This window comes from Helicobacter sp. L8, from assembly GCF_003660355.1.
In the GTDB taxonomy this organism is placed as follows: domain Bacteria; phylum Campylobacterota; class Campylobacteria; order Campylobacterales; family Helicobacteraceae; genus Helicobacter; species Helicobacter labacensis.
The window spans coordinates 35,834-60,021 of sequence record NZ_QXQR01000008.1 but is presented as its reverse complement, the minus strand read 5'-3'; the positions used below and the strand labels follow the sequence as shown (position 1 = coordinate 60,021).

Here is a 24,188-nt window from a genome sequence, read left to right as displayed (position 1 = left end):
CAGGGGGCGGGGGCGGGGCGGGGCGGTGTACCCACAAGGAAAGGGCGATGATACCCGCCATCGCGCCCAAAAGAACGAGGATTTTGCGCCCCCATTGTTTCATGGCTTAGTGCGGCGCACACAGGCGTGCTGTTTTCCTTCCCTGAGCGTCCATTTGTCCGCGATGTCTTCAGCGATCAAATAATCCCCTACAATGCGCGTATTAATGGGATTATCATAGCCATCTACAACCTTATAGAGCACGGGGAATTTGACTTGGGAGTGGTGGCGGTTGAATTTGAAATAGGTAAAATGCGCGTCATTGAAAATATCTAGGGGGACAATGGGGCTTTTGCGTTTGAAGGCAACCTTGCAAAGCCATAGACAAAACCACGCGCGTTTTCTTTCTTGTAATAGGCGATACCCCCTTTGGATTTGACTCTTTTCTATAAACATTGCGTTAGTGGCATCGCCGATCCTAAAATAGCGTGTGTCATCTTGGGCTTGGTAACTAGGCGGGGTGTCTTCAAGAGGGGATTGTAAAAGGGCTTGGGTTTGTTCTTGGTGGGCGAAAAAATGGCGTTGGGAAACATAGACGCTTAGAGTGGGGTTTTTAGAACTGGTGAAAGTGGTAGAAAAAATGTAAAAGGCATAAATCTTGCCACTCTTGCCAATGACATCTAAATTGGAGTCGATGCCAATCTGCAAGGGCTTGATTAAGAGCACATTGCTATTTTGGTGTTGGTCTGTGCCCAATACCTTACTACTAAAACCCACCGAATCGCCCAAGATCACTTCTAAAATGGGTTCTTCAAAGACAAACATGGTTACCATCGCGTAGCGCAGGCGGATTTTATGGGTTTCGCCTAAATGGTAGTCAATGAACAAAGTGTTATCCAAGTCTTGGCGTTTCTTGTAGAAAAAACTCCCTTGGATGGCATTGAGATCCTGCATAGGGTGGAGAGGGGTTTCTTGCTCTTCTTCTTGGGACTCTTGGGGAGGTTGCACCACTCCTGGAGTTTCAATCCCCCAAAGCCCTGTAGATAATACAGAAACTATGGCCACTGATGCTAATCCTAAAAACTTCATAGCGCGCATGCTAACACAAAATGCCAGCAATCGCCATTAAGCGCAAGATTTTTAGTATCTTGGTTTGGCACTAGCCCCTAGCTACCACCCCAAAAACCGTGCTACACAAGCACCACAGCCTTCAAGATTAAGCCCATTTGCACACCCTAGCAAGGGCAAATTTGACAACGCCACCTTAATCTCTGCTTAGAAAGATTGGGGGATTTACTGTCTTTATCGATCTTTTTGCAGGTATTGGGGGATTGATTTGGTCTTCAAGGGGCTAACAAGTTGGTATTTCTCTAGAAAAATGTTAAACTTAAAGTATGTCTTTTAAGCTTTCTTAAGCATATCCATGCATATCATTGACAGAATGGGAAATACACCGGCAGTAAGGAGTTTAAAATGGTGATCCATGGCTCTACTCTAGATGTCCTCAAACAAACAAAAGACTCTAGTTTTGATTGTATCATCACCTCTCCCCCCTACAATGTGGGCAAAGATTACGAAAAGATAAAAAGCCTAGAGGACTATTTAGCAGGCTTTAAACCCGTGTTAAAAGAGCTTAAAAGGGTGCTTAAAGAGAATGGGAGCGTGGCGTGGCAAGTGGGCAATTTCATTCAAAATAAAGAAGTTTATCCTTTAGACATTTACTTTTACCCCCTTTTTAAAGATTTAGGCTTTAAACTCAGAAACCGCATCATTTGGAGATTTGGGCATGGCTTGCACTCTAAGCTTAGGTTTAGCGGGCGTTATGAAAGCATCCTTTGGTTTAGCAAAGGCGATTCATACACCTTTAACTTAGATAGCGTGCGCATACCCGCTAAATATCCCGGTAAGCGCCACTTTAAGGGGGCAAAAAAGGGGCAACTCTCTGGCAACCCTAAGGGTAAAAACCCAGCCGATGTGTGGGAGATTGTGCTTAGGGATTGGGAGTGCCAAATTTGGGATATTGTCAATGTCAAAAGCAACCATGTGGAGAAAACCGCCCATCCTTGCCAATTCCCTATCGAATTAGTTGATCGTTTGGTTTTAGCCTTGAGCCATCCGGGGGATCGTATTTTAGACCCCTTTGGGGGTGTGGGGACAACCTTAATCAGTGCACTGAAAAATGGCAGAAAAGCGGTGTGCGTGGAGAAAGAAGAATTATATTGCCAAATTGCTAGAGAACGGGTGTTAGACTTTTTTAAAGGCACGCTTAAGTGGCGTGAGATGAGCCAAGAAATTTACACCCCTAAAAATGACAGCGTGGCACGCGTACCAGAGGAGTGGCGCGGATTGGGGGTGTATTGAAAATTGCGTATTGGCACTCCCACCTCAATGGGTGGGAGTTTTTACAGGTGCATCATTCTAATTTGTGGCAAGAGATTATGGGAGTGATTGTAAATATAAACGCCTACGCATGCCAGACGAAAACTTCCCAAGAAAAGGGCAGAATAGGCGTTCATCTATTTTCGCCTGTAGAGATCAATAAGGCTTTTAAACTGGCATTCAACGCTTTGGGTTGGCTAGAAAATAGGCAAAGTTATTATTTAACGCCCGACCAATCTCTAGCCTTTGAAACTATGTATCTAAACCCTGAGATGCAAAAGAGTGTCATAGAATCACAAGGGCAGGTAGCTTTTTTCTTATAACCAAACCGACTTTTTAAAAGAGCGTATCGCTATAGAAGTGCAATTTGGCAAATACGCTTTTGTGGCTTACGATCTCTTTGTGAAACATATGGCGTTCTATGTGGCGAATGCCATTGATGTGGGGATTGAAATCATCCCCACTAAAGCGATGTGTACGCAAATGTCAAGTGGGATTGCCTATTATGAAAGTGAAGTGTATAATCTCTACAGACAGGGGCGCAACACCCCGGCTGTGCCTCTAGTCTTAATAGGGATTGAGCCCTAAAATCTTTGGCTAGCACCCTCTTGACAAACACTAGGTGTCAGGTTTTACAACCAAACTCCATTAAATTAAGGAGCAATCCAACACCACAAATTAGGGCAATTTCAAGTCAGCCCTTTAGCCTGTATGGGCTAAGTTTGGCTATGTAGAAACACACAGCTTAAAACGATAGGGGTCGAGGGCTTAGATCTTTACTACCAACGCAGAGTCGATCCTGACACGCCCATAGAGGAGGTCGCAAACACAGTACAAATACTCATAAGGATGGCAAAATCAAGGCATGGGAGATGAGCAAGCGTGGTTAGAGAGTTTAAAAAAGCGCATGCCATTTGTCCTTTAAGTGTGCTGCAAAGTGAGCATTGCGTGGCGTGCGCCAGAACAAGAGATTTTAGGTTTTTGTGGGGCGCACCATATTGTCTTTGTGGGCTTTTCGCCTTTAGGTAAGGGCTTTTTGGGGATAAGTTTGGCAAAAATAGCACCTTTGCTAAAGAGGATTTTAGAAGTGTTGTGTTCAAATTTAGCCTAGAGAATTTAGCTAAACATTATGTACTTGTGGGGCTTTTAAAAGACACAGCCCAATGCAAAAACGCCATACCCGCCCAAATCGCCCGCCCTTTCGTGGATTTTACACACCCAACAGGGCGTGATCCTACTCTTTGACACGACTAAAGAGAGCCGTTTAGTAGAAAATATCGGGGCCTTAAGCGTGGTATTGAAGGCATGAGAGCTAGAGGCGTTTGATGGTGATCACTAAACCAAACAATGGCTATACTCTATTATAATATTTTAATCATAAAATAGACTACAGAAATAATATAAAAATAAGATTATTAAGTAAAAAATAAGATTGATAAGCTAGAATGCACTAATTCAAGCGGGGTGTTTTTAATGAGAATGCACACCGCAGGGTTTGGTCTTTGATTTTAGGTATAAAGGTTCGCTATGGATAAGAAGTTACTCTTGGCCTTGGGGGCGAGTTTAGTTTGTGGAGATGCCTTACTAGCTAAGGATAAGACCTACACTTTAGGCAAGGTTTCCACTTCAGGGCAAAAGGATAGAACCGACTACTCAGGGCAAGTTAATTTAGGTTATAGCGGGATCACTGCGCCTAAAAGCTGGCAAGATGAGGAGGTGAAAAAATACACCGGTAGCCGCACGGTGATCTCTAATAAAGCCCTCACCCAACAAGCTAACCAAAGCATTGAAGAAGCCTTGCAAAATGTCCCGGGCATGCAGGTGCGCAATGCCACCGGTGTGGGGGCAATGCCCACCATCCAAGTGCGTGGCTTTGGGGCGGGGGGCTCAGGGCATAGTAACGCAACTCTTATGCTGGTTAATGGCATCCCTGTGTATATGGCTCCCTATTCGCACATTGAGCTAGACATCTTCCCAGTAACTTTCCAAGCCATCGATCGCATTGATGTGATCAAGGGTGGGGGGAGTGTGCAATATGGACCTAACACTTACGGGGGCATTGTCAATATCATCACCAAGCCCATTCCTCGTAAATGGGAAAACCAAGCGGCTGAAAGAATGACTTTTTGGGCTAAGGCTAGAAATGCGGGCTTTGCTAACACGCATGCCGGTGATTCCTCTTTTGCGGGTTTTAATAGCCCCAATAATAACAATTCCTCTTTTCTTAAATCTCTGAGTAATAACCTACTCTACAACACCTATGTTAGAAGTGGGGGGATGATTAATAAGCACTTTGGGGTGCAAGCGCAGGCTAACTGGGTGATGGGGCAGGGCTTTAGGGATAATAGCCCGACTAATATCCAAAACTACTGGCTAGATGGGGTCTATGACATTAACGAAAACAATGGCATCAAAGCCTACTACCAGTATTATAAATTCAACATCGCCCAGCCTGGATCCTTAAGCGAACAAGACTATAAGATTAACCGCTTTGCTAATCTGCGCCCTTTCAATGCCAAAGGCGGGCGATCGCAACGCTTTGGGATCGTGTATGAAAATCGCTTTGGGGATTTAGAAAAGGTGGGGGGGACCTTTACTTTCACCTATTACGGGCAGTTTATGACCAGAGATTTCCAAGTGAGCTCTAGTTATAACAGCGCGAACATGGTTACTTGTTACACCTCTGCAACCTGTGCGGCGGCAGGCTTGCCCGGCTATAGTGCCGCTGTGCCTTACTACGCCACTAATTATGCTGGCTGGACGGAGATAGAAAACCCCGTGCGCTCCATCAATAACGCCTTTGAACCCAAGGTTACCTTTGTGGTCAATACCGGTAAAGTCAAGCAAACCTTTATCACCGGTTTGCGCTTCATGACCACCGCCTTTTTGCAACGCCAATACTTTAATATCAATGAGTGCGCAACCAAAACTAGCGGAGTGGGGGCGGGGGTTTTGTGTGAAGGGGCAAATGTGATGAGCGGCTGGAAACCCCACATTAAGCATGGCAAATATCATAACTGGAATAACTGGCGCAACAATTACACGGCGGTGTATTTGAGCGATCGCATTGAAACTTGGGATGGGCGTTTTTTCATCGTGCCCGGGTTGCGCTATGCTTTCGTGCAGTATAACAATGAGAATGCCTCTAATTGGGCAGCAGGATTTACAAAAGCCGATCTAGCCAAGATCAAGCACATGAACAACTGGATGCCCTCGCTCAATATCGGCTTTATCCCCGTGCAAGGCAATAACACTTTGCTCACTTACTTTAACTACCAACGCTCTTTTGTCCCCCCCCAATTAGATGTGTTGAGTTATGGCGGGGCAGAGTATTTTACCCAGCATTTTGACTCTGTGGAAGTGGGTGCGCGCTACACCTATAAAGACAAATTTAGTTTTAATGCCGATTTCTTTAGGATTTGGGCGCGCAATTTTGCTACCGGGCAATTTGCCGTTAAACTCCCTTGCACAATGGGAGCAGGGAATTGTCAGGTCCAACCAGTGGATGGCTACTCTCAGGGCGTGGAATTAGAGATATATTACAGACCCATTAAGGGCTTGCAATTCCATGCCGCCTTTAACTACATTGATACCCGTGTTACTAGCCATTTTAGGCTAACGGACTTGAATGGCGATATTTTACCCGGGACTAGCTACAACCACCACTTCCCCTTTGTGAGCCCCTACCAATTTATCCTAGATGCGCGCTACACTTATGCCAAAACCACCTTTGGGCTCTCTAGCTACTTTTATAGCCGGGCTTATAGTGGGATTGGCAATAGCGCAGCGGGGGGTTATTATGGGAAGCAATTTTATAGCAATGCCATTAATGGGGTCGTTAATGGGGCTGGGGGGCAGTGCACCGCATGGTGTATGACCCAACATGAAGGACTCTTGCCTTGGTATTGGGTGTGGAATATGGAAGTTAGCCAAATCTTTTGGGAAAGCGGACGGCATAAGGTGGTGGGGAGCTTGCAGGTCAATAATATCTTCAACATGAAGTATTTCTTTACCGGGATTGGCTCCAGCCCAGCAGGCTTGCAACCCGGCCCGGGGCGCTCTGTTACAGCCTACTTGAGCTATACTTTTTAGATTTTTGGGGGGATTAGATTATTTAGGCTATAATGGGGGATCAATCTCACATAAAGGCTAACCATGTTGCGATCTCTTTATAGTGCGACTACCGGGATGTTAGGGCAACAAACCCATATTGACACCACTTCTAACAATATCGCCAATGTCAATACCGTGGGCTTTAAAAAACAACGCGCGGATTTTAACGATCTCTTTTACCAAGCCTTGCAATATGCGGGGACTTCTACTTCAGACACCACCAAATCCCCCAATGGGATTGAAGTGGGCTTAGGGGTGCGCACTTCTAGTGTTACCAAGATGTTTTCTCAAGGTAGCCCCAAAGAGACGGAGAATAACCTAGACATTGCCATCACCGGCAAGGGCTTTTTTCAGATTCAAATGCCCGATGGCTCGATCGCCTATACGCGTGCGGGCAATTTTAAGATCGACGATCAGGGCAATATGGTTACTACGGAGGGGTATTTGCTCATCCCCCAAATCACCTTCCCCCAAGACACCACCCAAATTAGTATCGGGGTAGATGGCACGGTGAGTGTGACTCAGGGCAATGCCAGCACTTCTAATGTGATTGGGCAGATCACTTTGGCTAATTTTATTAACCCGGCCGGCTTGCACGCTTTGGGCGATAATCTGTTAGCGGTGACCTCTGCTAGTGGTCCTGCCATTGTGGGTAACCCTAATGGAGATGGTTACGGGCAATTACGCCAAGGCTTTTTAGAGCTTAGTAATGTGCGCCTTGTAGAGGAGATGACCGATCTAATCACCGCCCAGCGCGCCTATGAAGCCAATTCTAAAACAATCCAAACGGCAGATAACATGCTCCAAACGGTCAATAGCTTGAAACGCTAGGATGGCGTAATACCAAGAAACCCTGATCGTCTCACACAGAAGTCGCTAATTGGGGGTTTCTTGCCCCATTGTCGCGGTTTAATGGCACTGGTTTTTCGCCATTGGTTTGTCCTATGTTTGGTGGCAAGGTAGAACTTATTATTAGAGATATGGGGGCGCATTGTATTTCATGGTTTTCATGCTCCATACAATTCAGGGTAGCCGCTGTCTTTTGTAGAGCAGGGGAGTTGGGCTTTTATTGGGTGGACCGCCATGCCAAAGTTATTCAACACTAGGCAAAAGGCAAATGGAGACCCGCGCCCATTTATTCCAGGAATATTTGCGGATTTTAGCCATCATGCACCCTGAAATTTTTCTTTTTGAAATTGTTGTGGGCTTACCCTCTATGCAAAAAGCAACTATTTAGCGCATTTTTGAATCTTTTAAATAAAATTGTAGGTGTAATCCACAATAATAAAGGACCCTCCAGCTTCCCCAAACCCCGCGCCCCAAAAATTTTGCTAGTCCTTGGTCAGCATTAGGTAATTTGCTATACATTTAAAGCGAAGCGTGTGTGATTGTGGTGTTTTGCATGAACATTCTAGCCCTAAAAATAACCCTAAACTTTCCAAACCATGGAAAGCCTACAAAGCGGACAAGACAAGAGAGATTTATCTCCGGGACTACGCCCCCAATCGGATTATGCCAAGATGTGCCGGGAGCAACCCGCCCCCCACGATCACAAGAAATTTTGCGACCCCTAGTAGCTCTTCAAACATCGCCTTAAAACTCCCCATCATATTCCCCATTCTGTTCTCGGCAAAGTTGATGTAATCTTGCATGGGTTTGATGTCTCTAAAAAGCCCATAATAGCGATTCTTCTCATCTATGTAGAACTTGGCGACAATGAAGGGGTGCAAACCATTTTTAAAGGGCTTGGGCTCAAATTTGTAAATGCCCGCTTGTTCATTCCATAAATACCTATTCCACACCCACTCCCCCCCCTCAAACTCTTTAACCCAGCTTTCTATCACGCGCGCTAATCTCTCTTTTTGGGGGCGGCTAGATAGAGCACCTCGCTACTGGGCAATAAAGCCTTAGCGCGCGCTTCATCTAATAAGTTAGATTTTCAGGCGTGCTTAACTTCTATGCAGGAGTTTAAGCAGGCTCTAGCCTACTACCATGGCAACCAATTACCCCCCGATGTGCTGCACATTATCTTAGAACGCGGACAGACCCCCATTGTAGAAAATATTTACAAGATGATTGTCAACAAGATACTAGGCTATAAAATCTCTGCTATTCAAGAAGTGCGCCTAACCCCACGCCAAGAGGAGGACAAGCCTCTAGCGGATTTACTCAATGATTTATTAAAGTATTTTAGCCAGAAACGCAATTTTGATAAGGAAATGATAAAGAGGGATAGGGATTTGATCATGGGGGGTTTAGGGGTGGTGGAATTGTGGGCTATTGGGGATAGAGAGGGGCAAAGACACTTGCCAAACAACACAGAATGATTAAGATTACCTTAATTAAGTATATCCTTAGCCACACTTGTCATTTTCTCTCCTTTCTAAACAGGGCTTAGTTCTTGTGCTTTTGTGCTTTAGCCTCTTTAGGGCTTGACAAGAACTACTTACACCCATAGCACAAGCCTTTTTGTAGTATTGGCGCGCTTTTTCTTTGTCGGGCTTGACACCTTTGCCATGTGCATACATGATCGCCAAATTATTGTAAGCTGCAGGCTCCCCCATGTCTGCTGCCTTTAAATACGCTTCTGTGCTCCCCATATCCATTGCTTTTTGAAAATATTTTAAAGCCTTGTCATAGCCGTTTTGATCGTAAGCTTGGAGGTATAGATATTGAGATCAAAGCCTTAGACCCGCAAAGTTGCATCATGGATTATTTGAGCAGCGATAGCAATGCGCTAAATGCTAGGCGTTTTCATAAAATCGTCTTATTAGATGAAGCGCGCGCTAAAGCCCTTTTGCCCAGTAGTGAGGTGTTATACCTAGCCGCTCCCCAAAAAGAGAGATTAGCGCGCGTGATAGAAAGCTGGGTTAAAGAGTTTGAGGGGGGGGAGTGGTTAGAGAAGAACTTCTTAAGCTCCAAGACACCTTAGTTACGCCCTTTGTGTCCCAAAGATTGGATGCGATTGAGAATCATTGGCTAAAAATGCCTAGAATTATGCTAGCATTGGCGGTCGGTATTATCTCTTCAGGTTTATCGTAGCACTGCTACCAAGAAAAGGTTACACCATGAGCTTTAAAACCAAGATTTCTCTCACCTTTGCGGCGTTATTATTGGTGAGTTTTGCTACCATTGCGGGCATTCTGAGTTATAGACTCTACTCCAGAATGACCTTCTCAGCGCAACAAGATTTACAAGAAGCCGTAGAGATGCTCTCTTACTCTTTGAAAGGCTGGGACGATGCGATCAAAACCGCCCTTCTCAAAACCGCCACACAACTAGAAAAAATGGATTTACACGACACCAAAACCATCCATAGCGTGTTGAATTATGTGCAATATGGCATGGATTCTACAGACATCCATATCGGGTTTGAAGATGGGAGTATCATCAAACTAGTGGGCAAAATCCCCACGGGTTACGATCCACGCGTGCGGGATTGGTATAAGGAGGCTAAGGCTAGTAGAAAGTTAGTGGTGAGCCACCCCTATGTGGATCTCTTCACCAACCGCCTTGTGGTCTCTTATAGCATTGCGCTCTACCAAAATGGGGTGTTTAAGGGGGTGCTTGGCTCAGACATCCCTTTGACCTATGTAGAAGATGCAGCTAGAGAACATTCTATGGATCAAAAACGCATTTATTTTTTAGACCAGCAAAGTTTTATTCTAGGCTCTGGACCTCTAGAACAGGGCAAGCGTTTCTTGGATGTGTTTCCCGAGAAAAAAGGCATTTTCCAACAAATGCTAGCCAATAAGAGTGGCGTGATTGAAAGCGCGGTAGATGGGGTGCAGAAGTATTATGTTTATACCACCGTGCCCGGCTTTACTTGGAAAATCTTAGCCGTGTGTGATAAGGACTTCGCGCTCAAGGATTTGTATATCATCCAACACACGATTTTGCTTGTTTCTATTGTGGCTTTGGTGCTTTGTTTGGCATTGTTCTTTGTGATCGTGCATATTCTCTTCAAACCCCTCATCACCTTGACAAAACTCATCCAAGCGCTTTTGTCTAAAGAGGGCGATTTGACCGAAAGGGTTGTGGTCAAAGGTAAGGATGAAATCGCCACCATCTCTAAGAGTATCAACGCCTTTTTAGAAAAAACCCACAGCGTCATCTCCACGATCAAAAACAATAGCGCGCAAAACACCCAGATCGCGCGCACTTTGCAAGATAGCTCCACGGCGGTTTCTAACAACGCCAAAGAGGAGCAAGAACGCATCCAAGTGGTGGTGCGCGATGGAGAAAGCGTGGTAAGCCATATTTTAAGCGGGGCTGACAACGCAGCCAACAATAGCGACAATCTAGTGAATACCAGCCACACCTTAGGGGAAGTGCGTAGCCAAATTGAAGACTTTAGCAAGAATTTGAGCAATAACGCCCACTTGGGCGTGGAATACTCCAATAGATTAGAGCGCGCCTCCCATGACACCCAAGAGATCAAAAAAGTGCTCACCATCATCGCCGACATCGCCGATCAAACTAATTTATTGGCTTTAAACGCTGCCATTGAAGCCGCACGGGCGGGCGAACACGGACGGGGTTTTGCGGTGGTCGCCGATGAGGTGCGCAAATTAGCCGAGAAGACTCAATCTAGCCTCAATGAGATCGACTCCACCATCACAGGCGTGGTACAAAGCGTAGATAACATCAGTAAAGATTTGCATAGCAACGCCCAAGAGATCGTCAAGGTTTCCCAAGCTGCCCACAATTTGCAAGAAGTGGTGGATGGCAATGTGCAGGGGATTCAAGGCATCATCAACACCACCATCCAAGACGCGCAAGCCTTTAAACAGGTCGCCCAACTCACTAAAGACATCATGAGCGAAATCCAAAAGATCGGGGCGTTGAGCACTTCTAATCAAGAGAGCGTGCAAGCAGTCGCACAGGCAAGCATCTCTTTGAGTAAGACCGCCGATGTCTTTGACTATGAGCTCAATAAGTTTAAAGTCTAGCGGGTTTTGTTATAATGCGCGTTTGTGAAGGAGCTAGCTTGAAACAGAAGTATTTGTGGGGGGCGTTGTCTTTATGTGTGTTGTTGGGCGCGTGCAGTGTATATCAAGGCGCCGATGTCCCCACCGAGGTCAAAGAAAAAGCGGAGATTAAAAGGCTCAAGGCAGAGCAAAAACGCCATAAACACGATAAAAAAGCCCAAACAAGCCAAGAGGAGCAAAAACCCCAAGAGCCTCAAAAGCCCAAGATCGATCCCATCAAGCAAGAGTTAGCACCCTTACAAGCCACGCTCGCGCAACTTAGCACTCTTGTAGAAGCCAACGCTAAGAAAATGCAGGATTTAGACAAACAGCTATCCCAACGCACCCCTCCGCCCAAACCTGATGAGAGTCCTGATGTGCTCTGGGAATCTGTCAACCCCATCCCCTCTGAAACTCCCAAGATCAAATCCAAGCACTTTTTGATGGGCTATGGGTTGAATAACACCACCACCAGTGGGGAAGAGGCTAGAGAGAGCGCGTATTTTAACGCAAGGCGCATGGTCGCTTTCTTCATCTACCAAAAGTTCAGTTGGGCTTTGGACAGGAAACACCTCAAATCGGATAATTTGAAGAGTGTTTTACTTCTTTGCATTGACAAGGCGATCGACACCCCAGAGATTTTCAAAGAGAAGACCTTTTTTACCCTCTCCTCCTATGATAGAGTGGTCGCTCTTTTTGTGGTGGACACTAAGGTGCTAGATCGCATTAAAGAGCTCGTGCAATTACAATACACCTTCAGCTCCGCACAAAGACGCGTCATCGACAAATTGATCCACAGCATGCAAAGTGAGGATAGCTTGCACTGAGTTATCTGGGGGGGGGGTCTGCGCTAGGCGATCTTTTTGACTTTGTCCCAAACCCCCCGCTTGTTAGTCTATGCAATATCCCCTATCAAAGCACTGCGCTTGCAATTTTTGCGTAAAGCCCGGCTCTAAGCTATCTAAAGAGAGGAGATGACGCTTTTTAGGATCGTCCCTGCTTTGGCGGTAAAAAATTAAAGTGCGCACCACCTGCCTATCTCCATTACTCCCCACTCTAAAGAATTGTTGGCTGAATTGGTGCAGGTAGAAAGTGCCTTCCACCAGCTTAAAAGTTACATAGAGCTTGGTGTAGATATTGTCTGCAGAAGTGTCGTATCGCCCCATCTCAAAGGTCAGGTAGGGGAATTTGTAGGCTAGGTCCACCTGCCCTTGTTGGATACAAAGGGTGCGGCTGAGTAATTTGCCATTGTGGCGAGTCAGCACACAGACAGAGCTAGGATTCTTGGGGTCATCTAAGTAGGTGGTGCGTTTGCTAAAGCTGTAGTGATCGTTATCCGCGCTAAAAGAGAGCAAATCCTCTCTTTTAGTTTTATACTTGGGGGCACAGGGGCTAAAATCGCTAGAGTTAGGCGTATTGGAGCATGGACTAGAGGCGCTAGTGGGGTTGCTTGGCTGGTTTTGCAATTTCTTTAAGAGTTGGTCGTTGACATCGCCCATCGCGTAAGTCGTGTTCTCTTGTTCATAGAAAGTCTTGGGGGCTGCGCTAGGAAAAAGGGTGCTATCTAAAGCCTGTTTAGCGTAACGGGTGAGATAAAAAGTGCCCCTAATGTCCTTAAAAGCCAAAAGGGTTTGGGCGTGGGTGTTAGCCGTGGGGGTGTGTTGCGGGGTTTGGATCAATTTGATGAGTAGAGAATCCTGCGTGTTTTCCATGCTCAATTTTTCATAACCTTGCAAACAAAAACCCTTGTAGAGTGTCTCTTTAAAGAGAATCCCCGTGCACACCACAGAGGGGCGGGTGTGATCTTTGGTGGCATTGATGACATAGAGTAGCATGTAATTTTGCTTGCCCACCACAAAGCTGTTCCCCGTAGCTTTAGAATAAAGAGTGTAGCTCCCCTCTTGGGAGTGCTTAAGCCCACGCACAAAATCCTCAGACCACGACTTGACTTGATCGAGGGCTTGGAAATAGTCTAGGGCATGTGCGGGGAGGGTAGAGCAAAGTAAAGTGATGAGAATTTTTTTCCACATATTAAACCTTGAATTGATCGATTTCTGTGCCCAGCGCGCTGTAGAGACCGTCTAGGGAAGTTTGGTTAGTGCGCATGTTTTCAATGTCCTTTTGCTCTGCGTGCGCAAGGGTGCTAAGTTCTTTGACTTCTTGGCTGATGTCATGGCTATCCTGCACGACCTCTTGTAAACTCTGCGTGTCTTGGCGCGCGCGCGCGATCACCTCTTCAATCCCTCGCACACTTTGTTGCATCACATGTTGCACACTGGTGGCTAGATCTGAAGTTTGGCTGAGTTCCTTAGCGTTTTGCCCCAAATGGTGGTTAATGTCTTGCACTCCTTGCACCATTTCATTGATGGTTGTATCGATGCTCACCAAACTGCTTTGGGTTTTTTCGGCTAATTTTCTAACCTCATCAGCGACCACCGCAAAGCCGCGCCCATGTTCGCCCGCGCGTGCGGCTTCAATGGCGGCGTTGAGCGCGAGTAAATTCGTCTGCGCGGCAATGTCGTCAATGATGGTTAAGACTTCCTTAATGCTCTCTGTGCCCTTGGCGGTTTGTTCTAGCCTGTGGGCAAATTCCACACTCTGGCTGGCGTTGTGTTCTAGGCGCGTGTTGAGTTCTCTCATTTGATCGTGCGCGCTGCCCAAATACGCGCCGGTTTGGTTGAGTTTTTGGTTATTGTCCTCCACATTGCTCACATGTTCTAAGATCGTGTCTATATTGTGCTGGCTACGCTCAACCGCCTTTTCTACCACTACAATCGCACGGTTGGCACTGGTGTGGACATTGGTTGTGCTCTCCATAAGAGCGCTCGAAACCCCCGTGCGCTGATCGCTAATCTCTTTGAAGTGGCGCACCACGCTTTGCATTTGCTCTATGAAAGCGTTGATATTGCGCGTGATCGCCACGATCTCATTGCGTTTAGTCTGTTCTTTGCAGGGCAGGCGTTTGGTTAAGTCGCGATTCCCCGTTGTGAGATCCACACTCAAGCGTTTCAAGCGATCTAAGGGGCGCATGAGGTAGTAAATCCAAGAGATCATCACACTCAAGGTGATGAAAAGCGCCATCAGCGAGATCACAAGCATCAAGGCGCGCAAGCGCACAATGCTTTTAAACGCCACTTGGGTGGGGATACGCGCGACCACTTTCCAATTATAACCCGGCACCGTGGTGTAGACTAATAAAAATTTGTGGTGCTCTTTATCGCTACGGATCATCCCTTCTTGGGTGTTTAAAATTTTGGGCGCGATCTCTTTTAAAAACGAACTCTCATCGGCTAGATCGATCCCGGCTTTGAGTTTATTAGAGCCTAGCACCAGCCCGCTACTATCGATCAAGTCCAACCCTCCGCCATTGCCAAATTTGATGCGCTCCACATGCATTTCAAAGAAGTCTAAATCGATGTCGGTGCTAATCACACCCAAAAACTTCCCCTTGATTATTAGGGGCGTGGAGTAGCTAATAATGAGCTTGCTGGTGTAAGCGTCTTTGTAAATTTCAGAAACGACGGTCTTTTGTTGCGCGCGCACATTCTTATACCAATCGCGCACTCTAGGATCATAACCCTTTGGGGTAGCCATTAAGCTAGAATACATCGCGCCATCTTCTGTCCCCACATAGGTGTTCAGCGCGTCTAAAGTGGTTGCGACATACTTGAGAGTTCGATCCAAAGCTTTGGTGTCTAATTTAGGGCTTTCCCAATGCGCGCGAATCTCTTGCGCGCCCGCATCAAAGAGTCTACGGGTGTTTTGATTCCATGCGACAATCCAATTAGCATTAGCTTTGACAATTTCAAGCAAGTGTTCCTGAGTGTTCTCCACCACGATTTTGTTAGTAAAGCGTTCTACAAACATGCCAAAGGTCATGAAACTCAACACCAACACCACAACTAACATCAGTGCAATTTTCTCTTTAAAGCTCATCCATTGCGCCTTGTGTTAGAATCGAGGACTTAGGGCGCATTCTAACTTTAAAACCCTTAAACTCTTTCATCTTTTGGGTATAATAGGGACATCTCGATAGATTTGGGATTTGTCTTGTTGAACTTGAAGCGTTTTTTTCAAGCCGCTGTAATGGGATGTCTACCCTTGCTAGGAGCCGAGATTGTGATGGACCCTTTTGGGTATTTGGGGATGATCTACAACCAAGGCTTTGAGCACCGCCCGCATAGTTATGTGGGCTTTGATGCGCGCGTGGGGACGAATTTTTCTTTTAACAATGGCTGGGCTTTTGGGATTGGGGCGATTGGGGCGTGGAATGTCTATAGCCGTAACAAGCGTTTCCAACCCATTGTGAGCGTGGGGAATGTCTTGGGGAGTGTGGAGAGCAATATGCGCCCTTATTTGAGTATGGGGGATATTTCGGACGCGTATGTCAAATTTGACACCCAACGGCTCAAATTTGCCATGGGGCGTTTCAACACGAATTTTGTAGACTTTGATTGGATTCAGGGCAATATTCAGGGTGGGAGCTTGTTTATCCACCGCAACGATTTCAAATACTGGGGCATTTTCATGGATTCCATGCTCTATAATGGCTACCAAGGCAATGACTTACAAGGTCCAAGGATCGCCACAAGCATCAACGCGCTAGCCTCCTACGATCCGGTGTCTAAGAAAAAGTATGTAGGGGGCGAAGTCGTGGCTTTTGGCATGGATTATAACAACGACAAGGGTGTGCAAATTTCCCCCTTCTTGCTAGCAGACACCAAACTCCCTGGACCAGCCTTGGGTTCTTTGTTCCAATTAGGTTTCAAGGTGCAATACCAGCGCGATTTACCTAAAAATTTCAAGTCTTACACCATTGTGCATGGCATCTACCAATACGGTGCCACCGGAGGGATCAAGCAGGAAGCCCAAGGGGGGTTGTTTTGGATAGATCAAACCTTTGTGTATAAAATCTTTAATTTCGGTTTGGGCTTTTATGGTGTGCCTGCCTCCGGGCAGAGGGGCTTTTTTTGGTCTTTTGATGACAAGAGTAAATTCTATGGAAGGGGGATCAACTCCGTGGGCGTGCCCGCGATCTATTTTGCTAATGACACTTATACGGGCTATCTCTTTGGGGGCATGAAAACCAGCAAAGTTAGGGTGGATTTGATGTTAGCCTATGGGATTTACCAAGAGTATTCGCTCATGACAAATTACAAGGTGTGGCAGTATAAAAAGATGATCCTAGATGCGGGCATTGGTTATGTCTATTCTTACTCCTCTAAAGTGGTGAGCAATATTGGCAACTCCTCGCTGGTGCTCTTTACGAAGTTTTCTTACTGATGATCACGCTTAATAATCTCAGCAAATCCTATGGTAAACACCTAGCCCTCAACCAGGTGAGTGTAGAACTCCCTGCGGGCAAGGTGATCGGGCTTTTAGGACCCAATGGGGCGGGTAAGAGCACTTTGCTCAAAATCCTAGCGGGGGTGTGTGTGCGCTATGAGGGGCAGGTGTTGATCGCCAAGCAAAGCGTGGGGATGGAGAGTAAGCGCCATGTGGCTTACCTCCCTGAATACAGCTACATCCCCCCCCATGCCAGCGCGCAAGAGATGTTGGTTTTTTTTAGCGACTTCTTTGAAGATTTTGATTCCCAATGCGCTTTAGCCCTTTTGAATCGCTTTGAAATCCCCCTTAAAAAGCCCTTCAAAGCACTTTCTAAAGGCACACAGGAGAAATTCCAACTCTTATTTATCTTGGCGCGCAAAGCCCAACTATTCCTCTTTGATGAGCCCTTGAGTGGGGTAGACCCCATCGCGCGCACGCAGATTTTAACCCTTATCTTGGAGCAATGCGCGCAGGCTAGTGTTTTACTCTCCACGCATTTAGTGCACGATGTCCAAGCGCATTTAGACATCGCCTTGTTTTTAAAGCAGGGGTGTTTGGTGGCTTGCCACTCCATCAAGGATCGAGAGATTGATCTAGAATCCCTTTATAAAGAGTGCATGCAATGAAGCGCGTTTTCAAGCACGATTTTTTAGAGAGTTACCCTAGCATTGTGGGTACACAAGCGTTTCTGTGCGCTTGCATGGTGTTGGTGAGCGCGGATTGGCTGGCTTTAGAACTCTTGGGCGGGGTGCTGGTGTTTTTGGGGAGCTGTATTTTAGTCCTGTGTTTGGCTTTGGCGTTTTTGCGATCCATCGTTGAAAAACTCTTTGGCAAAGAGGCGTATCTGACTTGGAGTTTGCCCTTGAGCGTGGATCAAATCTTACTCCCCAAATTAGCTATCAATCTCTTTTGGATTGTCTTAGGCTTACTTTTTTTGCTCTTAGCCCTTGCCCTCTCCTTTGCGCTCAACAATGGTCCAAATTTCTTGAGCGCCTTTTTGAGCGCGATTAGCCAAAACTGCGTGCGCTTTGGTAAACATGCCTTGATTTTATTGCTGTTCTTTGCCCTACTGTATTTGAAGATTTTATTAGTGCTATCTTGTTTGCACGCCTTTAAACTCAAGTTCTTACCCAAGCTCACGGGCTTAGTCCTCTTTGTGCTTTTGAGCGTGATCCTAGACATCCCCACGCGCTGGCTTTACCAATTCTACCAACAAAGTCTAGATTATGGGTATTTGGAGTTTTACCTAAGCCTCCCCTTTTTGGAAACACGCGCGATGGTGTGGTTTTGGCTTTTAGAGAGTAGCAAGGTGATCGCGCTTTACTTGGGGAGTCGTTGGTTGCTGGTTAAGCGCTTGAGTTTAGAATAGTTGAAAGGATGACAATGCGATGGATGATGCTTTTAGGTTTGATCTTAGTGGGCGCGCATGCCCAAAGTGGTTATTGTAGCGATGAATGTATGGGGGATAAGAGCGAACGCCTGCCCCCCATGGAATTCCACATGAGTTTACCCCATTCTGTGGAGCACTACCGCGCCCACCCCCAAGAGCGCGCCAGAATGCTAAGGCGTTGTCAAGAGGCGTTCCACTCCACACTCAAGATCAATGTGATGACCAAGACTTTTAAGCGCGATTGCGCCAACGCCCAGCAAGCTAGCTTGCTAGACCCCGCCCCTTAGGGCTATTTTTGCTCGGGTTGCCAGATCGTCTTCTCTGAGGGCTTGTAATCTTTCTCGTCCTCTAGGATCTGCGCCTTAGTTTCCGCGCACGCATTGAAAAACAGCACCACCACTCCAGCCCATAACAACCAACGCATACCAAATCCTTTAATGTAATAATTTCTATTGTAGCCAAAATTCCTAATGGCGCGCCACTTGGCTATTGCTTTTTAGCATGTCGGCTAGCAAGAACGCCAATTCAAGGGCTTGGGTGGCGTTGAGTCTAGGATCGCACTGGGTGTGGTAATTGGACTCTAGAGCGTCTTCTGTGATGGCTTGCGAACCCCCGATACACTCGGTTACATTGCACCCAGTCATCTCCAAATGAATCCCCCCCACACAGCTGCCTAGCGCGTGTTGGATGGCAAAAAATTCCTTGACTTCCTGCAAGATGTGCGCGAACGAACGCGTTTTAACCCCCCTCTTGGTCTTGATCGTGTTGCCATGCATAGGATCGCACACCCACACGACTTCTTGGCGCGCTTCTAAGATACCCTTTAAAAGGGGCGGGAATTTGGCGCGCAACTGTGCGCCCATGCGCACGATGAAACTCAAGCGCCCGGGCTGGTTGTAGGGGTTGAGTGTTTTACAAAGCCCTAAGAGTTGTTCTAAGGTGCTATTAGGACCAATCTTAACCCCAATGGGATTATCCACCCCTCTTAAAAACTCTACATGGGCTTGATCCAAGCCCCTAGTGCGCTCCCCAATCCAAAGCATGTGCGCCGAACAGCCATACCATTTGGAAGTGAGGCTATCTTGGCGGGTTAGAGCTTCCTCGTAGTGGAGCAAGAGGGCTTCATGGCTGGTGTAAAAGTCGGTTTCTTTGAGAGTGGGTAGGTTAGCCACCCCGCAAGCCTGCATGAAATCTAGGGCTTGCGTGATTTGCATGGCTAGGGCTTCGTATTGCCGCCCAAAATCGTTATTCTTCACAAAGTCCAAATTCCAGCGCTGAATCTCAGCCAAATCCGCCAACCCCCCCTTAGCAAAAGCGCGCAATAAATTCAAGGTAGCCGCGCTTTGGTGGTAACCTTGCAATAGCCTTTGTGGATCGGCTTGGCGCGCGCATGCGTCCATGCTATTGACCATATCGCCACGATAAATGGGCACTTCCACCCCCTCAATGCGCTCACTCTCTTGACTTCTGGGCTTGGCAAACTGCCCGGCGATCCTGCCCACCTTAATGACCGGACAACGCCCTCCAAAGGCTAAGACCACACTCATTTGCAAGATCACCTTGAACAAATCCCTGATTCCATCTGCGCTAAAGGCTTCAAAGCTCTCTGCACAATCCCCCCCCTGTAATAAAAATGCCCTGCCCCTGCTAGCCTCTTTGAGCGCCTCTTTTAGAGTGCGGATTTCCTTAGCAAAGACTAGGGGCGGGTAACTTCTTAGGGTTTTTTCCACCGCTTCTAACGCCTCTAAATCGGGGTAGGCGGGTTGTTGTAAAATGGGAAAATTACGCCATGATCGCGCATGCCATGTCTGCATATCTACCTCAACTGTTGCAACGCTTGTTTGATAATCTCTTGGGTGTTAAGCCCTGCGGGCAAAGCCGCACAGACCTTATGCACCAAAGCGCTCTTAAAACCCAAACTTTCTAAAGCCAATGTGGCCTCTGTGCTGCGGGGGCTTGGGGTCGTGTTTAAATACCCCTCCACATCTAGCATGATCTTGCCAGCGAGCTTGCCCCCCACCCCGGGCACCCTTTGTAAACCCTTGAGATCATGGGCTTTCAACAAGGCACTAAATTCCTGCGCGCTGTACAAAGAGAGCACACTCAAGGCGATCCTAGCCCCCACCCCATTGATCTTAAGCAGGCGTTCAAATAGCGCGCGCTCCTCAGGGGCTAAAAACCCATAGAGATGGTGCGCGTCCTCTTTGAATACGGGGGTTGTAAACAAGCGCGTTTCTTGATCTACTTGCAATAGCGCGCTGGCGCGCAAACTCACATGCACCCCATAAACCACCCCGCTTACATTCACAGTGATAAACGCGGGCTCTATACTCTCTATGCGCCCCACAAGCCCTACAATCACGCGCCATCCTCAAAGCTTACCTGCCTTTTGGCGCGCACCAAAGAGATCCCATCTAATTTAAAATCCACCATTTCACCGCTTTCTGTTTGCAGGCTCTGGTTGGAGCGTCCGGTGTAGAAGCGATTGCATGTGATCGTGTTAAACGCCGTCCACGCGCCCTTGGCAAACAAGCGTGTATCGCGCATGTTCGACTCCAAAGACACCAAGCGATCCACAAACCCTCGATTGAGTTCTTGGAGTTTGAGCACATAGAGGCGTAAAATCTTGATGCGGCGCAGGCAGTCCATGAAGTCATAATAGGTGCGCTGGACAGATTCTTCCTCCATCAAGAGTTTTCTAGTAGCCGCATCCGCGCTCTTGATTCGATCAATAGTAGCCTGCTTTTGTTGCAAAAAGAAGTTGAGTTTTTGGTATTGGGTCATCACCTTCTGGGCTTTTTCCTTGTAGATTTCCATTTCAGCTTTGGTTTCTTCTAAAATGCGCTTGCTTTGTGGATCGGCAAAGGCGGAAAAACAAAAGGTGTTTTCGCTCCCATCGATGTGATCCACCGTGCATTTGCCCGAAAAATAAAAGGTGTTATTGGACTTGAGTTGTTGCATGCTAATCTCTCTAGCAAAGACTTGCGCCCCACTGCCCGCGTCTATCTCGCAGGTTTGCGCGATGATTGTGCCCCTATCGGCATACTTGCAAATGACTTTATTGCCCTGACAAGTGCCCTTGTTATTATTGACAAAAATTTCATCGGCTTCCACACTGCTATCGTTGTGCAACTGCCCCTCCACGATCACCTTCTTAGCCACCAAATTGACATTTTTACCCACATTGCCCTTGACATGGATCTCCCTAGCCTCAATGCGCAAATTGCTCTCAATGGCGTTGTCGATCTCGTTTTTCGCCCCGATGTAGAGCACCATGCCATTTTGCACCCCGCCTAAAAACATGGGTGTGTTAGTGCTCTTCATCTCTGTAAAACTATCCTTAGTGTAACTCTTGAGCGTGTTGCCCACCAATACCACATACTGAGCGATCTTAGAGAAATACACCATCTTTTTAGAGTTCTCTTTGAGCTCAAAGGCATCGCTATTGCACTCAAAGACGGGCAAGATGGGTTTTTCTTCCTTGACTTTGATGAATTGCCCCAAGAGATTAGGTCCGCTAGCCCCCGCGATGGGCTTGACATATTCCAAGACAGCATCCCCCACACCCGCACCAAAGATGGAGTTAGCCGGGGCTTTTTGGGCGTTTTTTTCCTCCCACACTTGTTTTAAGATGAGGTTGACATAGCCCTGCTTGTTAGGACGATACAGAGCACGCTTGAGTAAGATCTTCTCAGGCTGTAGATTCATTTTAATGCAACGCTCGATCTCCTTGTGCAGACCGGCATGCTGGGCTTCCATCTGGCGCAATAAAATCTTTTGGTGCGCCATAGCGGTTTCTATGCGCGCACAGATCTCCTTGAACAAACCCTCATCTTCTACGATCACAAAGGGGCTTTCAAAGATCACATAGAGTTCATCGCACTCCTTAGAGAGCTCCACCTCAAAGAAATAGGTAAACAAGCGTTTTCTAATGCAAATGTCATAGCGTTGGATCACCTCGACCTGCTTGTCGTTGAAAAACACATCATCATCAATGCGCTTAACCTCCCTCTCCTCCAAGAGTTTGAACACATCTTTAGGATTGGTGCGCACCAAAGTGTGCACCTTCAGTAGATCAAACCATAGGTCTTCCATATCGATCCCGTGCGCTTGCGCCACCTTCTCCAACTCCAATTGGATGTCAGCGCAATCTAACACTACCTTAGAATAAAACTCACTCGCCAAAGCGGACTCCTTTGTGTCGTCTGCGCGTATTTTAATACATACTGGCTAAAAAAACACCACACTGATTAATCTTTTTAGACTAGAATCCTCTTTTAAGCAGGGGTTTCTCGTGTTAAAAAAATTCTTTTTTACCAATAGCTCAGGGATTTTGTGCTCTAGGATCGCAGGATTTGTGCGCGATTTATTGAGCGCGTCCATTTTGGGGAGTGGGGTTTATAGCGATATTTTTTTTGTGGCGTTCAAATTCCCCAATCTCTTCAGGCGTATTTTTGCCGAAGGGGCATTTAGCCAAAGCTTTATGCCCGCCTTTATCCACAGCCGCCACAAGGCTAGCTTTAGCTTGAGTGTGCTAGGGATTTTCAGCGCGTTGCTCATCGCGCTGTCTTTGCTGGTGCGTTATAACGCGCCCTTTTTTACCAAGTTATTAGCCTATGGTTTTGATAGCCGCGTGATCGCGCTCGCCCAAGACATCGTGGCTTTGAATTTTTGGTATCTCCTCTTGGTCTTTTTAAGCACTTTTTTTAGCGCGCTATTGCAATACAAAAATAACTTCTTTGTGAGCGCCTACAACACGATCTTGCTCAATGCGGGTATGATCGCTGGATTGCTCCTAGGCAAGGACAAGACTTCCTTAGAAGTGGTGTATTACTTGAGCTATGGGGTGTTGTGCGGGGGGGTAGCCCAAGTGTGCGCGCATTTTTACCCCCTTTATGTGTTGGGGTTTTTTAAACTCTTTTATTTGGGCTTTAAACATGGATTCAAGCGTGCCAAAATGCCCGGTAAACACAGCCTAAACAGTGAGCTTAAAAGTTTTTTCAAACAATTTTTCCCCAGTGTGCTAGGCAATTCAGCCAGCCAGCTCTCTGCTTTCTTGGACACGCTATTGGCTTCTTTTTTGGGTGCGGGGAGCATTTCTTATCTTTACTACGCTAATCGTGTTTTCCAACTCCCCCTAGCCCTCTTTGCTATCGCCATCTCTAGCGCGCTTTTCCCCACCATCGCCAAAGCGATCAAAAACCACCAAAGCGCACAGGCTTTAGCGCACATGCAACAGGCTTTGCACTTTTTGACCTGCATGTTACTAGCTTGCAGTGTGGGGGGGTGGGTGCTGAGTGAATACATTGTAGCCCTGTTGTTTGAACGCGGGCAATTTAGCCCTCAAGACACCCTGCAGAGCGCGGCTGTCTTTAGAATGTATCTGCTAGGTCTCTTGCCCTTTGGACTCTCTAAAATCTTTGCGCTTTGGCTCTATGCTAGCTCCAAGCAACTCCAAGCGGCTAAGATCACTTTGTATTCTCTACTCTTTGGGTTTGCTAGCGCGCTCTTAGGGATGCGCTACTTGCAGGCTAGCGGACTAGCCCTAGCCAGCAGTCTTAGCGGGGGGTTGCTATGCCTTTTGAACATTAGAGCTTTTGGATTTAAGCGCTTTTTGGGCATGGTTTCTTGGCAATGGGGGGGGTGGCTGGCGGGGTTACTTGCCTTAGAAACTCTTTTGCTATACGCCTTTTTGTGGTGTCTACAAGCCAAGCAAACACTGTATTATCTTTAGTTAAGGGCACAAACCAATAACATAAGTTCTATGAGTTTTTTGTGTGGTTGTTTTTGCCACAAAAACCAAAATTTTTGCTAAAATAAGCACCGCCTTTAGTAGGCAGAGTTCCTGCCCAATTGACGCTTGCGGGCATGCGCAACGCTTGACACAACAAAACCAAAGGGCAAAACCTTGTGTTTTGATAAGAGCAGGCATGGATGAACTTAAGAATACAGCAGAAATCCTAGCTTTGTAGGATTTTGCAAAGTTTTATAGGATTTTATAGGTCTGTAGGAACGGCACACATGCAACC

General features: G+C 46.8%; 19 protein-coding genes and 6 pseudogenes. 16 read left to right on the top strand and 9 right to left on the bottom strand.

Annotated features, from left to right (window positions below; genetic code table 11):
• Window positions 1–99: 99 nt before the first annotated feature.
• On the bottom strand, window positions 100–1,044 hold the full coding sequence (locus EAO37_RS05480; protein WP_240451740.1) for a TrbG/VirB9 family P-type conjugative transfer protein: 945 nt from the start codon (window positions 1,042–1,044) through the stop codon (window positions 100–102).
• Window positions 1,045–1,452: 408 nt separating this feature from the next.
• Between EAO37_RS05480 and EAO37_RS05475 the strand changes: the two genes are divergently transcribed.
• The 7 genes and pseudogenes from EAO37_RS05475 to EAO37_RS09625 form a co-directional block, all read left to right on the top strand.
• Window positions 1,453–2,340 carry a site-specific DNA-methyltransferase gene (locus EAO37_RS05475; protein WP_120952133.1) on the top strand — a complete coding sequence of 296 codons (888 nt, stop codon included), beginning with the start codon at window positions 1,453–1,455 and terminating at the stop codon, window positions 2,338–2,340.
• A pseudogene (locus EAO37_RS05470) lies at window positions 2,337–2,946 on the top strand (BglII/BstYI family type II restriction endonuclease). Before EAO37_RS05475 ends, EAO37_RS05470 begins: the two are co-directional and overlap by 4 nt.
• 156 nt (window positions 2,947–3,102) lie before the next feature.
• Window positions 3,103–3,652: pseudogene (locus EAO37_RS09630) on the top strand (aldo/keto reductase); the annotation flags it as partial.
• Between the two features lie 233 nt (window positions 3,653–3,885).
• Window positions 3,886–6,450, top strand: a complete 2,565-nt coding sequence (locus EAO37_RS05460; RefSeq protein ID WP_120952130.1) for a TonB-dependent receptor family protein — start codon at window positions 3,886–3,888, stop codon at window positions 6,448–6,450.
• Between the two features lie 63 nt (window positions 6,451–6,513).
• Window positions 6,514–7,302: a flagellar basal-body rod protein FlgG gene (flgG, locus tag EAO37_RS05455; RefSeq protein WP_120946266.1), complete on the top strand. Its 789-nt coding sequence runs from the start codon at window positions 6,514–6,516 to the stop codon at window positions 7,300–7,302.
• Between the two features lie 232 nt (window positions 7,303–7,534).
• Window positions 7,535–7,706: pseudogene (locus EAO37_RS09245) on the top strand (DNA cytosine methyltransferase); the annotation flags it as partial.
• Between the two features lie 163 nt (window positions 7,707–7,869).
• Window positions 7,870–8,052: pseudogene (locus EAO37_RS09625) on the top strand (DNA cytosine methyltransferase); the annotation flags it as partial.
• Here EAO37_RS09625 and EAO37_RS05445 read toward each other — a convergent pair.
• Window positions 8,025–8,371 (bottom strand): annotated as a pseudogene (locus EAO37_RS05445) (portal protein); the annotation flags it as partial. The pseudogenes EAO37_RS09625 and EAO37_RS05445 overlap by 28 nt on opposite strands.
• A 58-nt stretch (window positions 8,372–8,429) precedes the next feature.
• Between EAO37_RS05445 and EAO37_RS05440 the strand changes: the two are divergent.
• Window positions 8,430–8,765: pseudogene (locus EAO37_RS05440) on the top strand (portal protein); the annotation flags it as partial.
• 60 nt (window positions 8,766–8,825) lie between these two features.
• Here EAO37_RS05440 and EAO37_RS05435 read toward each other — a convergent pair.
• Window positions 8,826–9,071 carry an SEL1-like repeat protein gene (locus EAO37_RS05435; protein ID WP_240451739.1) on the bottom strand — a complete coding sequence of 82 codons (246 nt, stop codon included), beginning with the start codon at window positions 9,069–9,071 and terminating at the stop codon, window positions 8,826–8,828.
• A gap of 107 nt (window positions 9,072–9,178) precedes the next feature.
• Here EAO37_RS05435 and EAO37_RS05430 point away from each other — a divergent pair, with 107 nt between their 5' ends.
• From EAO37_RS05430 to EAO37_RS09620, 3 genes are all read left to right on the top strand, one after another.
• Complete coding sequence (locus tag EAO37_RS05430) at window positions 9,179–9,403, top strand: hypothetical protein (RefSeq protein ID WP_162982175.1); 225 nt, start codon at window positions 9,179–9,181, stop codon at window positions 9,401–9,403.
• 136 nt (window positions 9,404–9,539) lie between these two features.
• Complete coding sequence (locus tag EAO37_RS05425; protein WP_120944489.1) at window positions 9,540–11,423, top strand: methyl-accepting chemotaxis protein; 1,884 nt, start codon at window positions 9,540–9,542, stop codon at window positions 11,421–11,423.
• A gap of 38 nt (window positions 11,424–11,461) precedes the next feature.
• Window positions 11,462–12,268 carry a hypothetical protein gene (locus EAO37_RS09620; protein ID WP_235852993.1) on the top strand — a complete coding sequence of 269 codons (807 nt, stop codon included), beginning with the start codon at window positions 11,462–11,464 and terminating at the stop codon, window positions 12,266–12,268.
• 63 nt (window positions 12,269–12,331) lie between these two features.
• Here the strand turns inward: EAO37_RS09620 and EAO37_RS05415 are convergent, their stop codons facing one another.
• Together EAO37_RS05415 and EAO37_RS05410 are read right to left on the bottom strand one after the other, a co-directional pair.
• Window positions 12,332–13,471, bottom strand: a complete 1,140-nt coding sequence (locus EAO37_RS05415; RefSeq protein WP_120944491.1) for a hypothetical protein — start codon at window positions 13,469–13,471, stop codon at window positions 12,332–12,334.
• A gap of 1 nt (window position 13,472) precedes the next feature.
• A complete protein-coding gene (locus tag EAO37_RS05410) occupies window positions 13,473–15,377 on the bottom strand; it encodes a methyl-accepting chemotaxis protein (RefSeq protein ID WP_120944493.1) in 1,905 nt (634 codons plus the stop codon).
• A 150-nt stretch (window positions 15,378–15,527) separates the two neighbouring features.
• Here EAO37_RS05410 and EAO37_RS05405 point away from each other — a divergent pair, with 150 nt between their 5' ends.
• From EAO37_RS05405 to EAO37_RS05390, 4 genes are read left to right on the top strand one after another with little or no spacing between them, the layout of a single operon-like run.
• A complete protein-coding gene (locus EAO37_RS05405) occupies window positions 15,528–16,724 on the top strand; it encodes a hypothetical protein (protein WP_235852994.1) in 1,197 nt (398 codons plus the stop codon).
• A complete protein-coding gene (locus EAO37_RS05400) occupies window positions 16,724–17,395 on the top strand; it encodes an ABC transporter ATP-binding protein (RefSeq protein ID WP_120952124.1) in 672 nt (223 codons plus the stop codon). The genes EAO37_RS05405 and EAO37_RS05400 overlap by 1 nt, the downstream gene beginning before the upstream one ends.
• On the top strand, window positions 17,392–18,138 hold the full coding sequence (locus EAO37_RS05395; RefSeq protein ID WP_120944497.1) for a hypothetical protein: 747 nt from the start codon (window positions 17,392–17,394) through the stop codon (window positions 18,136–18,138). The genes EAO37_RS05400 and EAO37_RS05395 overlap by 4 nt, the downstream gene beginning before the upstream one ends.
• A gap of 14 nt (window positions 18,139–18,152) precedes the next feature.
• Window positions 18,153–18,446 carry a hypothetical protein gene (locus tag EAO37_RS05390; protein ID WP_120944499.1) on the top strand — a complete coding sequence of 98 codons (294 nt, stop codon included), beginning with the start codon at window positions 18,153–18,155 and terminating at the stop codon, window positions 18,444–18,446.
• 2 nt (window positions 18,447–18,448) lie between these two features.
• On the opposite strand, the gene EAO37_RS09820 is transcribed toward EAO37_RS05390, so the two are convergent.
• Genes EAO37_RS09820 through EAO37_RS05375 form a run of 4 tightly spaced genes read right to left on the bottom strand, consistent with a single transcriptional unit; the run spans window position 18,449 to window position 22,344 of the window.
• On the bottom strand, window positions 18,449–18,583 hold the full coding sequence (locus EAO37_RS09820; RefSeq protein ID WP_268877446.1) for a hypothetical protein: 135 nt from the start codon (window positions 18,581–18,583) through the stop codon (window positions 18,449–18,451).
• A gap of 43 nt (window positions 18,584–18,626) precedes the next feature.
• On the bottom strand, window positions 18,627–19,973 hold the full coding sequence (locus tag EAO37_RS05385; RefSeq protein WP_120944501.1) for a 3-deoxy-7-phosphoheptulonate synthase class II: 1,347 nt from the start codon (window positions 19,971–19,973) through the stop codon (window positions 18,627–18,629).
• Window positions 19,974–19,975: 2 nt separating this feature from the next.
• Window positions 19,976–20,521: a Holliday junction branch migration protein RuvA gene (ruvA, locus tag EAO37_RS05380; protein ID WP_120952121.1), complete on the bottom strand. Its 546-nt coding sequence runs from the start codon at window positions 20,519–20,521 to the stop codon at window positions 19,976–19,978.
• Window positions 20,518–22,344, bottom strand: coding sequence for a DUF342 domain-containing protein (locus tag EAO37_RS05375; protein WP_120952118.1), 1,827 nt, complete (start codon window positions 22,342–22,344; stop codon window positions 20,518–20,520). Before EAO37_RS05375 ends, ruvA begins: the two co-directional genes overlap by 4 nt.
• A gap of 109 nt (window positions 22,345–22,453) precedes the next feature.
• Here EAO37_RS05375 and murJ point away from each other — a divergent pair, with 109 nt between their 5' ends.
• Window positions 22,454–23,893, top strand: a complete 1,440-nt coding sequence (gene murJ / locus EAO37_RS05370; RefSeq protein ID WP_120952115.1) for a murein biosynthesis integral membrane protein MurJ — start codon at window positions 22,454–22,456, stop codon at window positions 23,891–23,893.
• The last annotated feature ends 295 nt before the right edge of the window (window positions 23,894–24,188 follow it).